The organism is Vibrio sp. 704, assembly GCF_033339295.1.
Genome location: NZ_JAWOUH010000001.1, coordinates 122,269 through 137,413, shown reverse-complemented (window position 1 = coordinate 137,413; position 15,145 = coordinate 122,269). Strand labels below are relative to the sequence as shown.

The following is a 15,145-nucleotide window of genomic DNA, read 5'->3' as shown; positions in this document are numbered from 1 at the left end:
AAAGTCTGAAAAGTCTGATTTGTATAAGAGTAAAAGGGGCAGATACAAAAAAGCACAACCCACAGTCATGGTGTTGTGCTTTTCAGATAATGAGTAATTGGGTTATCCCGTAGTGAGCCAATTATTCATGTTCGCTCGACTAAGAACCGCTGCTTAAAATCCACAAATGCTTCATGGAGCGCATTTTCTTTAATCGGCTTGAGAAGCACGTAATTCGCACCCGATTCCATAAAGGCGTCACTGGTTTCTTTCGCGGTGTCAGCAGTACACGCATAAATTGGCGTGCCTAGTTTTAGCTTTTGTCGGATCTCTTTGGTCGTTTCAATTCCACCAAGATGCGGAAGTTGGTTGTCCATCAGTATCAAATCGTAAGTATGATCTTTTAAGAATTCCATTGCTTCTAACCCATCTTTCGCCCAATCAACCTGCATTTTGTACTTGTTACAAAACGCTTTTAGAATGAATGCGTTAGTATGGTTATCCTCTACCAACAACACTTTGAGACTCTCTGCAAATAGTTCACCTGGCTTAACTCGCAAACTCGAATCAAGAGGGGTGAGTACTCGCTCACGATCTTTCACTGGCATTGTAATGACAAAAGTCGTTCCTAAGCCTTTCTGACTGCGGACTTGAACATCACCTTCCAGCATGTCGACAAGGCTCTTCACAATGGTCAGCCCTAAGCCACTGCCACCGTATTCTCGAGTCGTTGTTGCTTCTTCTTGAACAAAAGGTTCGAACATTTGGTCGAGTTTGTCAGACTCGATGCCGATACCTGTATCCGTAATTTCCACGACCAGCACGCTATTGTCAGCGCCATAGAACTGCTCAAGTTCAGCATGCAAGCGCACGCTACCCGAGGGCGTAAACTTTACTGAGTTACTGACTAGGTTGAATAAAATTTGGTTCAGACGAACTTGGTCAGTAAAAATTTCAACATTGGGATCTATTTTGTTTTCAATGACAAGGTTGACGCCTTTACTTTCACAAATAGGACGATAAATGTTTTCTAACGTTCGAATTGTATCAGTGAAAGAAAACGGGTGCTTTTGGATATTAAACTTACCCTGCTCAATCTTCGAAAAGTCCAAAATATCATTCAAAACAGCAAGTAAGTGCTCACCACTATGCCGAAGTACGTCAATTTGGTTATTCTGCTCTTCTGTTTCCACAGAGTCTTTTAGCAATTGAGCAACCCCTAAAATTCCATTGATTGGCGTTCGGATCTCATGGCTCATTTTAGCCAGAAAGTCGGCACGGGCTTGAGCAGATTTTTCTGCTTCTTTGCGCGCCAAGTTACTCTGTTTTTCCGCCTCAATAAGCGTGGTTATATCCTGACCTTGAACAATAATACCGCTAATATCTCCATCAACTCGAATCGGCGATAAGTTCCAGCGATATACTTTGTCTCCAATTGGCACATTAACGCCTGTCAACGTAGCTCCCTGAGCCGCCATGCGAAGGTGTGGCATCAACTTTTCTTTGAAACCTTTGAACACTGGGTGCATGGTTTCAACATCGTTTTCCATGACTAACTCTTTGCGTGCTGCCGGATTGATTTGGACAAGTACACCCGATTCAGACCACACCATAATAGGTGATAACGCAAAGTTAAACAGGTCGCGGAAAGAGCGCTTTTGTGCTTCAAGCTCTTCAAAAGTGTTTTCTAGTGTCGAACCAATATGATCGAATTCCTCAATATCTGACCCCTCAAAACGCTCAAATCCTTTTTCTTCACGAGCCGAGCGGGTATATGCCATCAGGGATCCTAACTCTTCAACTACTCGATTCTCGATCCATTCTTTAGTCATTAGCGCAATCATGACCATACCGATAACTGAGGCTAGCATTGCTAGCAGGTGTTGGATTTGCAATGTCACCACGCTCTGATTGTCTTGCACAGTAAGCAAGCACAAGTCAGTCTCGGCGGCATTTACCTCAATAGGGGTTTTGATGATCAATAATTGGTCAAGCTTGTGCTGGGACTCTCGTCGTTTGAGTACGTCAAATATTTGATAAGCCTCATCTCCTACTAATGAGCTTGCCAATGGTGTGTTGTTAGCGACCAACACAACATTGTCGACGTTGCCTTCATTTTTTAACCTTTCCATCAACCCAAAGTTATTATCTAAAACAACAACATTGTAAGAGTACCCCATCACTTCACCGGTTTTAGGTTGTAAAACGGGTACACGACGAAGTAAAAGATGACGAGTTCCCATCGGGGTCTGTGAGGGTAGATAATACCAGTTGTTGCTAAAGGTCACTTGACTGGCAAGTCGGCTAAGTATCAGGTTGTTGATGCCATAGAAATGCGCGTTGCCATCGTCCCAAATAATACCTTGATGATCGGTTAGGAAACGAAACTCCGGTGTATGGGAAGGATCACTCTGGTCAATACTCATGAAAAAGTAATTGAGTGCCTCTTCATCACGTTCTGTATAAAAATCCAATACAACATCACTTTTCGAATTGCTGTTGTGATGAATCTGAATCGCTGCAAAATGGCTATCAAAAATGTTCAGGATCAGGGCAGAGGTCTGCTGCTTGGTTCGGTCGACTTCCTGCCAAATAATCTGCTTCGAGAAGTAATAACTCTGAACAAAGATGCCTAGAATGATCGGAGCAAGTACGAGAATAATTATTTTGGTAATAAGCGTCGACAGTGAGCGACGCTTTCTTGTTTTTGATGTAGTTGTCATCAATTATCTGAGTATCTAAATGCACGTTTTCTTAATGCTTCAATTCTTTCTGGAGAGTCCGATTTGGTAACGACTTCAAAATCACCAGAGTAAACAGTGGGAACTGGCTTTCCTTCTAAATCCCACTTAATGGCCTCAGCCATTGCAATACCTGTATCATCGTTCATACGCATAACGGTAACGTCTAACTCCCCTTTAGAAAGCGCCTCTAACTCTGCTGAACCGCCGCCCCAACCATTGATCATGACATCATCACGACCTAACTCTTTAAGAGCGTCAACAGCACCTAATGCTACATCGGTAGAACACGCGTAAATGAAGTCAACGTCCGGATACTTCTCCAAACTGGCTTTTGCAGCTTCATACCCAGATTGCTTTGTTGCTTTGGTGTAGTAAGCAGATTGTAGTTCAAATTGATTATCGCGGTTCACTTGGTTGATAAAAGTGTTGCCTCTGATGTCACTAATGTAGCCCTCTGAGAAGTAGAGAACACTATAGTGGCTATGTTTAGGGAAACGCTTGCCAAACTCAACGGCCAATTCACGACTTCCTTCTGCGTGGTCGAAACCAACATAAAGAAACGGCTGATGATGTTCCCAATCCCTAACAGGTGTGGTGATATTTTGTAAAATTAACTTGGTTTTCTTTGAATCTAAGACATGCTCAACAAACTTACGATGTCTTGTGGTATCTAGAGTAAAGATCAAGTAATCGGAGTTGCTTTTCAGCGCCTCCATTAAAGACAAACTTTGCTGCTTTATATCTGCATTAGGACGAGTAAACACTTGATTTAGTTGATAGTCGATATCAAGCTTATCTAGGCGTTTTTCAAACGCATCGATGTTTCGAATCCAATAATCAGAGATCTGCTGCCCTGGATAAACAACAGAAATTTTCAGTGGACGCTTTTTGTCTTTTGCTACGGGTACAGGGGTTTCTCTTACCACTTCAGCCAACGCACTAGTTAACTGCTTCTGTTGTGGAAACTGGTCTAAAAACTCTTGATATGCCCAATACCCATTAAGAACTTGGGTGGCCTGCACATTCGGCGCAAAAGCGGCCATTGAAATCAGGGAGAATACTAACGCTTTTTTCATCTACTGCTCTTTTAGCTTTTTTATGAGCCTAATTCAGCTCTATTCATTACCTAGCCGAGTCATCTTATACTCTTGTAATCTACCTTCCTCTTAGTGCCTGTTTCAATAGTAAATTGGTTCTTGGTCTGAGTGGATGCAAATAAAGTACATTGAGTCGCTTCCTTTGTCTCGATAACGTAGAGACATTTCGCGCTTTTCATATTCAGGACCTTTAAACAGAACACCAGCCCATTATGCGTCAGTTTATTCCTACATGGTACTCCAAAAACAAAAAGAAACCGCCAATGTGACATAGGCGGTTTCCGTGTATCTTTGCGTAGCAAGGGCTTATCAGAGTGCCACTATCTCTAACATCATTTGTTGATGTTCGTCGACGACAATATTTGCTTTTGACATAACGAGCAGCTCTTTTTTCGCTTTAGTTAGTTGCTTAATATAGTACTCTGCTCGCATGGCAAGCGTCTTTGAGTCAAAATCCGATGACCATTCCAATACCAAAGGGCCTTTTCCCTTCAAAGCTTTCGCTCCTTTTCCGGTTTGGTGCTGATTGAATCTTCGTTCAACATCATTGGTAACACCACAATACAACGCGTTGCGGTTATTTCGTATCAGATAGACACTCCAACGCTGCGTTGTATTTTCCATCATGAAAGCAGTGACTCAACCTTAGCTTTTAATTCATCCAGCTCTTCTTTCAGCTGAGCGACTTCGAGCTCTAGCTGACTTACTCGATCGGAGCTTGAGCTTGCAGCAGACACAGGCGCTGCAAGTTCGGACGCATCAACATCACCACAGAACAAATGCATATAACGCGACTCCCGCTTACCAGCCTCACGTGGTAATTTGACCACTAATGGTCCTTTCTCTTCACTTGCTAAATGCTCAAGGACCGTTTCCACTTCTTTTACATCATGAAATGTCGCGAGACGATTAGTACGAGTACGAATTTCCCCAGGTGTTTGAGCACCGCGCAAAAGCATACAGCATACAATGCCCTTCTCCTGCTCTGTCAGCTTTAAATCACCAAACTCCGTATTACAGAAACGGTGTTGATACTTGCTGACGCGGCTGTTGAACGCACTTTCGTCACTGACGAGCCTGCGCTCAATAAGAGCATCAACGGCATCGAGTACGTCTGACTCAGAGAGTGACATCACGGGATCACGGTTGCTTTTTTGATTACACGCGTTGGTTAATGCGTTCAGGCTGAGGGGGTAAAGATCTGGGGTAGTGACTTCTTTTTCGATCAAGCAACCAATAACTCGTGCTTCAATTGCCGTTAGCTCAACTTTCATAATGCATTTCCTTATTATTTTTGCATTTGACTTTGTACCTAAATCGCTTCGAAATCATACGCCATAAATTCACACAGCAGTGCAAGAAGCGTTAGCGGTTCAGGTGTTGGTGTCAGGCTAAAGCATAGCGTAAGACCTGACACCCCTTACGAATAGGGTCAGGTATCAATGCTCCGAGAGAATCGGCACTCTCGTCAAATTGCCATCTTGGTCGACCATCATTATTTTTGAACGATTAAGCTCAACTTCGATGATTTCGAGTTGCTCACGGGCGTTGATATACGCCGTTTTTAACTTTTCAGCCACAGAGCGAGTGACTTGCTCATTATCTTGACTATTTACTTGCTCCGCAGTGTTACCAGAGTCCATATCAAGTTCATCATTTTGCATTCAATGGTGTTGATAATATAGTGAAGGCCACGTTATGACAATGAATCGATGGATTCTACGATGTTGGCCAAAACTCGAAGAAAGCAGCACGATTATATGTACACAGCGCAATTGGTTGAGAAATGTTCAACTCTGCATTGCTATTGATCTAAAGACTGTTATGCCACTGGATGTTGTGCTTTAATCGAGGAAGATATTCATAAAATTAGGAAAGAGAACTATGAGTAGCGTATTTGAAATCGTTAACCAAGCTCGTCGTAAAAACAAACTAAAACGTGAGCTTCTTGATAACGAGAAGAAAGTTCGTGATAACCGCAAACGTGTTGATCTTCTAGAAAACCTTCTAGACTACATCAAACCAGAAATGACTCACGATGAAATCGTCGCAATCATCAAAAATATGAAAGCAGACTATGAAGATCGTGTAGATGACCACATCATTAAAAGCGCTGAGATCTCTAAAGCACGTCGTGACATCAGCCGTCGCATTCGTGAGCTGACTGAAGAAGACAAGCAAACTAGCGGCAAAAAATAAACGCGTAAGCTAGATTTTCGAACCCCGAGCAAGAATATCTTCCTCGGGGTTTATTTTTGTCTCTAAACTAACCGCCGTGTACAATCAATCTAACTCTTATTCCTAACGCATTCAGCTTTCTATGTCTTCAACTACGACAAGTACACAACCAACGCTTGCAAAACAATTATTTACGATGACCTGGCCAATGCTTTTTGGCGTTCTGTCTTTAATGAGCTTTCAGCTTGTGGATAGCGCGTTTATCGGTCAGCTCGGCGTTTTACCGTTAGCCGCTCAAGGTTTCACTCTGCCTTTGCAAATGGTCATTATCGGCATTCAAGTCGGTCTAGGGATCGCAACGACAGCGGTCATTTCTAAAGCTCTTGGGGCGAATGAAAGTCGGTATGCCAAACAACTGGGCGGATTAGTATTGATGATCGGCTCAATTGGTGTCGCTATTTTTGGCGGGCTAATTTGGCTTTTGCGCTACCCCATTTTAGCTCTATTAAGCGCTCCAGAATCTGTTATGCCGATAATCGACAGTTACTGGCCTTGGTGGTTATTAAGCTCATGGACTGGTGCGGTTTTGTATTTTTATTACAGTATCTGCCGAGCTAATGGCAATACAATGTTACCTGGCACAATGATGATGATAACCAGCGGCGTGAACCTTGTGCTCGATCCGCTATTTATTTTCACGTTTGACTTGGGTATTAACGGAGCGGCAATAGCAACCATCGTCGCTTTTGGGTTTGGTATTTTAGTCGTCGCTCCTCGCGTGAAAAAGAATCACTGGGCAACGACACAATGGCAAGATCTTAACGTAGCCAAAAGTGTTGCATCTATCGGTAACATTATGGGCCCTGCGATGATTAGCCAACTGCTGCCACCGTTGTCTTCCATGCTAGCAACAAAATTATTGGCAAGCTTTGGAACCGCAGCAGTCGCCGCTTGGGCGCTTGGTTCACGCTATGAGTTCTTTGCTATCGTTTCGGTCTTGGCGCTGACAATGTCTATGCCTCCAATGGTTGGACGCTTACTTGGAGCAAAGAACTATGAAGATATCCAAAGGCTCGTCAGTATCGCCGTAAAATTCATTCTAGGTTTCCAACTTTTGATTGCTGCCATTACATTTGCCGTCGCAAACCCACTCGCATTATTGATGACAAGTGATGTGCAAGTGGAGCAAGTCTTGGAAATGCATTTACTGATAGTGCCGATCAGTTTGGGTTCATTAGGGGTTTGTATGCTAATGGTTTCTCTTTGTAATGCATTAGGCAAATCTTACACCGCGCTCACTATTTCAGCGCTGCGCTTGTTTGTCTTTTTCCTACCGTGCTTGTGGGTTGGCGCTCAAATGGATGGAATCCGAGGTTTACTCTTAGGCGCTTGTATCGGCAACCTGTTAGCTGGTGTTTCCGCATACCTAACCTATCGCCAAACCATACGCAAACTCGCAGGCGCTCAAGCCAACGCACAACAATGAATAATCAGAACTAAGCCCCTGAAGTGGGGCTTTATCGTTTTGACGCCTTGTCTAAGTTGAAATGTTAGCTAGGCGAGTTTTAATTCACTAAAGAGCTCAAATAACTGGTTCGATTTATACGGCTTAGGTAAATAAGCATCCATGCCTGCCGCAAAACAGTTGTGGATGTCTTCTTCCAAAACACTCGCAGTGAGTGCGATAATCATCGTTTTTTCACGTCCTGCTTTCTTTTCCCAACGACGAATTTCTTTCGTCGCGGTCAGTCCATCCATCACGGGCATCATGCAGTCCATTAAAATTGCATCGAATTCTTCTCCCTTTGTGATGGCTTCTAACGCTTCTTGGCCGTTGCTTGTTATCAAATAGTCATAACCTGCTTTATCCAGAAAAAAACTCGCTATTTTCTGGTTCATCAAATTATCCTCCGCAATTAAGATCCTCCGATGAGAGCGCGACGCTCGATATTCAGAGCTGACAACATTATTGGTGACATTGTCACTTGATATAGTCTTTTCAACCTTAGCTAAATCATCAATGACATGCTTAAATCGATTGCCAAGGAAAGGTAATGTGAGTACGGCATGTACTTTTTCTGCATTTTCGTAGGGAGTGGATAAATGATGCTGGCAAATAATCACACGGCGAAGATCGTAATTAAATGATAGATTATCCAAGATTTCATCGGTATTAGCGTCGTTACTGTGGCACAGAAATATGACATCAAAGTCATCATTTATCGCTTGCACTTCATTCACATTATTAACACCAAAGAGATTGATTTTCGCTAAGCGACACTCTTTTAATACTTGGTCGGCGTAGTCGTAGTTTGAGCAGATCAAAAGCCCTTTATTAATCACCTCCGAACGCCAGCCAAACACCGGAATTGCTTCAACCTCAATCGAGAATTCAAAGCATGTGCCCACTCCTTTTGTAGATGTTGCTACGAGCTTGCCCCCCATCATCGACACAAGCTGACAACAAATTGCCAAACCCAACCCTGTGCCGCCAAATTGCCTCGACACTCCTTCATCTTCCTGAGTAAAGGGTTCAAAAATCGTGGTTAACTTATCTTGATCAATGCCTATTCCGGTATCTTCTACTTTAAACGTCAGCACTCCACGTTCTTTCTCAAGTAACTCCTCATAACTAACATCAACGCATACATGCCCACTTTCGGTAAACTTAACCGCATTCGATACCAGATTCGTAACTACCTGTTTGACACGATGATCATCGACCATCACGCGAATGGGGATATTTTCAGCTAAATTAATACCTAACTTTAGCTGTTTAGATGTTGCTTTGGATTGGAATAAAATCATCGACTGATACACGACTTCTCGGATATCCGCTTCTACTAGTGACAGCTCCAATCGTCCAGACTCGATTTTAGAGAGATCCAATATATCGTTAAGTAAAGTAAGCAGCGTTTGAGATGAGGAGTCAATGTCATCAACAACTTCTTGTTGATGCGAAGACAACTCACTTTGAGAGAGTATTTCTGTCATGCCCATGATCCCATTAAGGGGCGTGCGGATTTCATGTGACATGTTGGCAAGAAACACAGATTTTGCACGATTAGCCGATACTGCTGACTCTTTTGCATGCAGTATTTCTTCAGTTTGTCTCTGCATTTCTTCAACCACTCGATTCACTTGCTGAGCAAAAATGGTCAGTTCATCACTTCCATCAACTTTGACTTTTGTTTGCTTCTCTTCGGAGTTGATCAACGCGTTTAAAGTATGAATGATCGCATCGAGTTTGCTGTTAACTCGGAACCAAGTACTAAATCCGAGCCAACAAAGCAGGATAACCACTAAGGCAACGCCAAAACTGATCATCGCTATATTGGCCTTTTGTTCATGAACCTGCGTGAGAAGCGACTGCTCAGTTTGTTTGGTGAACCCATCAATGAGCACTTGTAAGCGCTGCACACGAAAATCGAGTTCTTTTAAATACGCGGCGTAGTCACTTTGTGACATGTCTCCTGACATTAATTGTCCGCGAGACGCCAAGTTTCTCTGATATCTCGGCGAAGTAAACAAGCCAAGCAATTTATCCACTTGCTCGTATGACCCACCTAAGTTTAAAAACGCATCCAAATTTTGCTGCTGTCGGTCAATCGCCTGATAAAACATACTTTGACTTAGCCGACTCTCAGGGTCTTGGACTAAACGGTTCGTCAGCCAAGCTTCTTTCTGTGTCCAAAAAGAGAGCTGAGCAAGGTAGGCAATAAAATTTTGCATGCGAATGCCATCGTCACTGCCATACCATTGATGATTTTGCAACAAAGAGCGCGACATATTTTGGAGCTGTTGAAATGCCCAATCACCCAGGTCGTCCATCTCACTCAATCTACCTGACAATACCCCCAGCATGGCTTCTTTCAGTTCATCAGCATACTCAGCAGTATTAGGGTTACTCACAAACTTTTGATGCAAAGAAGAAATAACTTCACCTTGTTCTTCAATATTAATGGCTGCAGAGACTTGAAGATCAGGCTGTCGGCGTACTTTCTCTATGGAGTAAATAAAGTGGGAGCCCTTGGATATCAATTGGAAACCTTGAATATTGCTAACCGTTTGATTGAGACGGCTCACGCGCAACGCATTATCAGAAAACTGCTGAACTGCAAACACCACTATTACCACAGCGGGTAATAGTGCGAGGAGTGCTAAGCGTGTTTTTATTGATAATCTCAACATCCATCAGCCTAATGGTTGATTTCATCCGTTTATTTAATATTAGACTAGTTTCTTGCATTGAAAGGCATATACGACATTGTTACTTTCAAACAACATTCACCTACCTAGATTATGGTTATTGTGAGTATTTTATCATCGGCTAATGAAGTGGCAATTGTGATTCAAGTCATATTTTTTGATCTTAAAGTTGGATGCAAACAATAAAGTTTCACTCACAACTAAGAGTCGCATCACTTTTCAGGAAATCATCTATTGTATGTTTACCTATTGAGTTGCCTTATCGAGTCAAATCACACAAAAATGCAAAATATCCATTTTTGTCAACAAAACTAATTTGAAAGCAAACGTTATCATCGCAAAAAAAGTAAGTTACTTTCTAAATGTCAATACGTGAAAACCACTGCTTTAGTCACATTAATCCACCACTAACGTCCCCTTAAGTAGTGTTTTACACTGGATTTAATTTTCCTAGCAGAATAAGGACTCCGACCTTAGAATCCGCACACATAACTATTACAACCCGATTACATAACCCACCACACTCTTGCACGCTGCCGAAGAGGCAACAGCAGAGAGTATGGTTAGCCCCCAAAACGTGAAAGGTCTAATACAACAATGAGTCCAGAGAAATATCTCCAAGACTGGCAAACTAGCCAAACGATTGCTGAATCTATTTCCCCTCTAATTGGTAAGCTATATCGTCAAAAAGGAATCGAAGTGGTTCTGTTTGGTAAAACGCTTATTAATGCTACTACTATAGACATTCTCAAAACTCATCGCGTTGCAAGACGTTATACCGGTAACCCACTTTCGCTTGAGCACACGATGCCTATTATTCAAGCGCTTTGTGAAATGAGCATTTCTTCATGCCGTGTCGATGTTGGCCAATTGGCAACTATGTACTGGAATGAACATGACGATACAAGCTCTCTAAACGATTTCCTTATCACTGCACTTGATGGCGCTCGCGACGCAGATTCTTCATTGAAAGCGCGTGATGTGGTTCTTTACGGGTTCGGTCGCATTGGTCGACTACTTACTCGCCTTCTCATTGAGAAAAGTGGTCCAGGTTACCCACTGAGACTACGTGCGATTGTGGTTCGTGGCGGTAAAAAAGGCGATTTGGAGAAGCGTGCTAGCTTGCTGCGTCGTGACTCAGTTCACGGTCAGTTCAACGGTAGTATTGTTATCGATGAAGAGCGTAAAGCACTGATCGTTAACGGCAACTACATCCAAATCATCTACGCAAATAACCCAAGCGAAGTGGATTACTCAGCTTTCGGTATCAATAACGCGCTAGTTGTTGATAACACAGGTGTTTGGCGTGATTCTGAAGGCCTGAGCCAACACTTAGCGTGTCAAGGCGCAGAGAAAGTACTGCTAACAGCACCAGGTAAAGGTGACATCAAAAACGTTGTATTCGGTGTAAATGAGTCGGTAATTAAAGAAGATGACACCATCATCTCTGCGGCAAGCTGTACAACAAATGCAATCACGCCAGTCCTTAAGGCTCTGAACGATAAATATGGTGTTCTTTCTGGCCATATTGAAACCGTGCACTCATACACAAACGACCAAAATTTGATTGACAACTTCCACTCTGGTGACCGTCGCGGACGTAGTGCTTCACTAAACATGGTTCTGACTTCAACAGGTGCGGCAAAAGCAGTTGCTAAAGCATTGCCAGAGCTTGCAGGCAAGCTAACAGGCAACGCGATTCGCGTACCGACACCAAACGTTTCTATGGCAGTCGCTAATCTAAACTTAGGTGAAGACGTAGACCGTGATTCACTGAACGATTACTTGCGTGAAATGGCGTTGAACTCTGAGCTTTCGGCACAGATTGACTACACCGATTCAACAGAAATTGTATCAACTGACTTAGTTGGCTCTCGCCATGCAGGCGTCGTAGATGGTCAAGCGACTATCGCACAAGACAAGCGTTGTGTACTTTACATCTGGTACGACAACGAATTCGGTTACAGCTGCCAAGTTGTGCACTGTATGGAACAAATGATGGGTGTTCGTTACCAAACATTCCCTCGATAGGTGAACTTTGCTCCACAACGTTAACCACATAGCGTAGCGGACAATATCTCATATTTGTTCTAAATAATAAGCGCCATGCGCATTACTAATATTTTTCCCCGTTTATACGCCTGATCACCCTCAGGCGTTTTTTCGTTTCATTCATTTGACACTCTCCGGACAAAGTGAACGTCAGCATTCATGTTTTGTTCATGTTCACAGCATTAATCTGAGCACATAAATTACAGAGAGGTCATGATTATGAATCGGATTATTGTAACTGCACTAGCACTGATTACCGGCTTTTTTACGTTAGTATTTAGCTTGATCATTGCGATTCCGTTGACCATCGCAGCATTAATTACCGGCAAGCGTATTGAAAAGCGCGTCAAGAAAATGCAGAGAGAAATGCACGAAGAGTATGAGTTTAATACAGGTAAAGCAGATGCGATTGAAGGTGAATTTGAAGAGGTTCGCCGGTAAGTAAATAAGATTTAGATGAGTTTCTCTCCCCCGACCGCTCCTGAGAAACTTCTTGCTTTCACCCTGTCCTTAAAATGGCAGGGTGCTTTTTTGAAAAGCACAATATTGAATAAGCACCTAGCGGTTTATTGCTTTATCTTTTTGTTGTAGGAGGCTGTGTAACCAGCCTCCCATAAATCACCATCGACACCAGAGTATGGGTTGGATTCTTTCGGAGCGCCGCTTAGGCAAGCATCTTTGCCTTCCTTCTTAATTTCATCGATGTGATTTAAAACAAAGTCAAAGTGTTTAGGATCAGCCTTTTGTAGTAACCCGTACAAAAGGCCAAAGCCAAGCATCGTAAATACAAACAGTTCAAAAAACACCCAAATGCTCTTTGTTGAAAAGAATATCCAGGCAACGCTGCAAACACTGGTCAAAATTACTACTAGAGCTAAATCTACTATTCTTTGCATATTGCTCTCACCTTCTAAACGGTCATGAAGTCTCTACCCCTTTCATAGGGTAAGTAAGAGGAAAGTCCGTTTTTATCCAATAAAGCACTCTCGACTTAATATGCGACACTGTTAGTATTAACGTTAAGTGGCTATCGTTCTCATTATAACAATGCGTTGGAAAGTAGCTTTCACAGCAAATGAGAATATGAACCAAAGTAACACTATTGATAATAATAATTTTAGCAACATTTAGCGTCAGAATTACGTAAATTGAGTAAGGGTTACTGAGAGTAGACAAAAAAGCAGCCACACGGGCTGCTTTTAGTATTTCTGTCTTGCGAGCTTGTCTATACCGTTACGACCACTCTAAGAGCCAGCAGCATGAGTACTACCCCTGACAAACGATCAATCAACACTGCCTTAGAGCGAATTCTGTCAACGACTTTAGAGCTCGATAGCACTAGGGTAATAAAGGTGTACCAAAGCCCATCCACAACAAACGGCGTGGCAACAATGATCATCTGATTACTCAAATCATTACCGAGCGCGACAAACTGACTGAATAATGCGATAAAAAACAAAGCAATTTTGGGACTTAAAATCGAGATAAAAAAGCCTTCTCGCGCAGACTGGATTACCGTTGTCTCCTCACCTGACTCCAACTTCGCAGCCACACCACCTTTTGAACGCAAAGCATTAAACCCTAAATACGCAAGATATGCCGCACCCACAAGGCTAATCGTCTTGAACAGCATCGGGCTTTGCTGCAAAACAACAGCGAGACCAATCAAGGTAATAAACGCATATATACCAATGCCAAACGCATGAGCCCAAGCCGTAGCTAATCCATTGATACGTCCACCAGCCAACGAGTGCTTAGCGACAATAGCTAAACTGGGACCTGGTGACATAGCCCCTAATAAACACACGGTAAAAAGTGATAACCAAACTGTTAGTGTCATAAGAATCTCCCCTCTTTGAAGCTCACTCTATCAACGGAAGAGGTATAATTAGAAATCAAAGTTATTCATACTAATCATGACTTAAAGTCATAGCTAAACGGTGTACGTATTAGCGAATGGAATATTCAGAGATTTGCATTACTGAGCGAATCTCTTCTCGCACCCATTTATGCGCAGGATCCGTGTCGTATTTGGGGTGCCACATTAACCAATATTTATGAATAGGTGTTTCGAGTGGTAATGCTTTATGGGTTAAGTCCCAATGCTTAGCGAGGTTAACGGCAATATGTTCAGGAGCCACCATCAGGTGCTCACTTGCAACTAAGCGATTGATCGCAGCAGAGAAGAATGGAACCTTAAAGGTAACGTGGCGGGTGTGCCCTAGCTCTTTCAATGCTAAATCAGTGTAGGAATCTTTGTCTCCGCCGCCAGTCACTTTGATGTGTGAATATGAAATCAAGTCTTCAATACTGATCTGGTCCTGCTTTGCTAACGGATGAGAAGATTTCATCAAACAAACTGATGAATCCTCACCAATTTTAACGCTCGACACACTCTGTGGTTTTTCTGGATACATAGAAGACGCGATATGGATGCCCGTCTCATGAAGTTTATCAAGAAAGTTGGGTTGCCACAGTCGGTACGCCATATCTAACTGTGGCGCTTGTTCACCCAAGTGAGAGGCAATATCGGGCAATACGTATTGCGCCACGTAGTCACTAGAAGCAATAACAAGCTCACCTTGCCACTGCCGCGGCTCAAAAGGTTGGTCATCGAGTAAATGGTCAAACTCAGCCAGTAATGCATCAAGCTTTGATTTTAACGCTATTGCTCGTGGCGTTGGTATCAGTTGATTACCTTGACGAATAAGCAGTGGGTCACCACACAGATCGCGCAATTGTGCAAGCTGTCGACTGACGGCAGACTGCGTAATGTGCAAACGGTCTGCGGTCCGGCTGACATGACACTCCTCTAAAAGTACATGCAAGGATCTAAGTAGATTCAAATTAATGTTGTTTAACATATTCGCTCAGAAGGGTTTTCAA

At 42.8% G+C, this 15,145-nt stretch carries 13 protein-coding genes; 4 read left to right on the top strand and 9 right to left on the bottom strand.

What is annotated here, in order from left to right:
- Positions 1–125 precede the first annotated feature (125 nt).
- The 5 genes from luxQ to R7R24_RS00600 all read right to left on the bottom strand — a co-directional run bounded on the left by luxQ (position 126) and on the right by R7R24_RS00600 (position 5,463).
- A complete protein-coding gene (gene luxQ, locus R7R24_RS00620; protein ID WP_017635176.1) occupies positions 126–2,702 on the bottom strand; it encodes a quorum-sensing autoinducer 2 sensor kinase/phosphatase LuxQ in 2,577 nt (858 codons plus the stop codon).
- Positions 2,702–3,799, bottom strand: coding sequence for an autoinducer 2-binding periplasmic protein LuxP (locus tag R7R24_RS00615; protein ID WP_005385634.1), 1,098 nt, complete (start codon positions 3,797–3,799; stop codon positions 2,702–2,704). Before R7R24_RS00615 ends, luxQ begins: the two co-directional genes overlap by 1 nt.
- Positions 3,800–4,129: 330 nt before the next feature.
- Complete coding sequence (locus R7R24_RS00610) at positions 4,130–4,447, bottom strand: GIY-YIG nuclease family protein (RefSeq protein ID WP_005373593.1); 318 nt, start codon at positions 4,445–4,447, stop codon at positions 4,130–4,132.
- The gene (locus R7R24_RS00605; RefSeq protein ID WP_005373594.1) at positions 4,444–5,094 is read right to left on the bottom strand and encodes a YceH family protein; all 651 of its coding nucleotides are present in this window, start codon (positions 5,092–5,094) and stop codon (positions 4,444–4,446) included. Before R7R24_RS00605 ends, R7R24_RS00610 begins: the two co-directional genes overlap by 4 nt.
- A 165-nt stretch (positions 5,095–5,259) precedes the next feature.
- Positions 5,260–5,463, bottom strand: coding sequence for a hypothetical protein (locus R7R24_RS00600; protein ID WP_031777159.1), 204 nt, complete (start codon positions 5,461–5,463; stop codon positions 5,260–5,262).
- Positions 5,464–5,704: 241 nt separating this feature from the next.
- Here R7R24_RS00600 and R7R24_RS00595 point away from each other — a divergent pair, with 241 nt between their 5' ends.
- Complete coding sequence (locus tag R7R24_RS00595; RefSeq protein ID WP_005373603.1) at positions 5,705–6,019, top strand: DUF496 family protein; 315 nt, start codon at positions 5,705–5,707, stop codon at positions 6,017–6,019.
- 121 nt (positions 6,020–6,140) lie between these two features.
- Positions 6,141–7,484 (top strand): MATE family efflux transporter, encoded by a 1,344-nt coding sequence (locus tag R7R24_RS00590; RefSeq protein ID WP_025767935.1) that lies wholly within the window; start codon positions 6,141–6,143, stop codon positions 7,482–7,484.
- 68 nt (positions 7,485–7,552) lie between these two features.
- Here the strand turns inward: R7R24_RS00590 and R7R24_RS00585 are convergent, their stop codons facing one another.
- Positions 7,553–10,189 carry an ATP-binding protein gene (locus R7R24_RS00585; protein ID WP_213883392.1) on the bottom strand — a complete coding sequence of 879 codons (2,637 nt, stop codon included), beginning with the start codon at positions 10,187–10,189 and terminating at the stop codon, positions 7,553–7,555.
- A 615-nt stretch (positions 10,190–10,804) separates the two neighbouring features.
- Between R7R24_RS00585 and R7R24_RS00580 the strand changes: the two genes are divergently transcribed.
- Positions 10,805–12,238 (top strand): glyceraldehyde-3-phosphate dehydrogenase, encoded by a 1,434-nt coding sequence (locus R7R24_RS00580; RefSeq protein WP_005373606.1) that lies wholly within the window; start codon positions 10,805–10,807, stop codon positions 12,236–12,238.
- 240 nt (positions 12,239–12,478) lie between these two features.
- Positions 12,479–12,700 (top strand): hypothetical protein, encoded by a 222-nt coding sequence (locus tag R7R24_RS00575; RefSeq protein WP_005373607.1) that lies wholly within the window; start codon positions 12,479–12,481, stop codon positions 12,698–12,700.
- 125 nt (positions 12,701–12,825) lie between these two features.
- Here R7R24_RS00575 and R7R24_RS00570 read toward each other — a convergent pair whose 3' ends face one another.
- From R7R24_RS00570 to R7R24_RS00560, 3 genes are all read right to left on the bottom strand, one after another.
- Positions 12,826–13,155, bottom strand: coding sequence for a hypothetical protein (locus R7R24_RS00570; protein ID WP_169628906.1), 330 nt, complete (start codon positions 13,153–13,155; stop codon positions 12,826–12,828).
- 329 nt (positions 13,156–13,484) lie between these two features.
- A complete protein-coding gene (locus R7R24_RS00565) occupies positions 13,485–14,099 on the bottom strand; it encodes a LysE family translocator (protein ID WP_005373611.1) in 615 nt (204 codons plus the stop codon).
- 109 nt (positions 14,100–14,208) lie between these two features.
- Entirely contained in the window at positions 14,209–15,123 is a 915-nt protein-coding gene (locus R7R24_RS00560; protein WP_054577761.1) for a LysR family transcriptional regulator, read from the bottom strand.
- Positions 15,124–15,145: the final 22 nt, after the last annotated feature.

What these genes read in the sequence shown, in the direction of transcription:
- luxQ (WP_017635176.1), bottom strand. Translation starts at nt 2,702, where the DNA reads ATGACAACTACATCAAAAACAAGAAAGCGTCGCTCACTGTCGACGCTT.
- R7R24_RS00605 (WP_005373594.1), bottom strand. Translation starts at nt 5,094, where the DNA reads ATGAAAGTTGAGCTAACGGCAATTGAAGCACGAGTTATTGGTTGCTTG.
- R7R24_RS00575 (WP_005373607.1), top strand. Translation starts at nt 12,479, where the DNA reads ATGAATCGGATTATTGTAACTGCACTAGCACTGATTACCGGCTTTTTT.
- R7R24_RS00560 (WP_054577761.1), bottom strand. Translation starts at nt 15,123, where the DNA reads ATGTTAAACAACATTAATTTGAATCTACTTAGATCCTTGCATGTACTT.
- R7R24_RS00565 (WP_005373611.1), bottom strand. Translation starts at nt 14,099, where the DNA reads ATGACACTAACAGTTTGGTTATCACTTTTTACCGTGTGTTTATTAGGG.
- R7R24_RS00610 (WP_005373593.1), bottom strand. Translation starts at nt 4,447, where the DNA reads ATGATGGAAAATACAACGCAGCGTTGGAGTGTCTATCTGATACGAAAT.
- R7R24_RS00595 (WP_005373603.1), top strand. Translation starts at nt 5,705, where the DNA reads ATGAGTAGCGTATTTGAAATCGTTAACCAAGCTCGTCGTAAAAACAAA.
- R7R24_RS00600 (WP_031777159.1), bottom strand. Translation starts at nt 5,463, where the DNA reads ATGGACTCTGGTAACACTGCGGAGCAAGTAAATAGTCAAGATAATGAG.
- R7R24_RS00615 (WP_005385634.1), bottom strand. Translation starts at nt 3,799, where the DNA reads ATGAAAAAAGCGTTAGTATTCTCCCTGATTTCAATGGCCGCTTTTGCG.
- R7R24_RS00570 (WP_169628906.1), bottom strand. Translation starts at nt 13,155, where the DNA reads ATGCAAAGAATAGTAGATTTAGCTCTAGTAGTAATTTTGACCAGTGTT.
- R7R24_RS00580 (WP_005373606.1), top strand. Translation starts at nt 10,805, where the DNA reads ATGAGTCCAGAGAAATATCTCCAAGACTGGCAAACTAGCCAAACGATT.
- R7R24_RS00585 (WP_213883392.1), bottom strand. Translation starts at nt 10,189, where the DNA reads ATGTTGAGATTATCAATAAAAACACGCTTAGCACTCCTCGCACTATTA.
- R7R24_RS00590 (WP_025767935.1), top strand. Translation starts at nt 6,141, where the DNA reads ATGTCTTCAACTACGACAAGTACACAACCAACGCTTGCAAAACAATTA.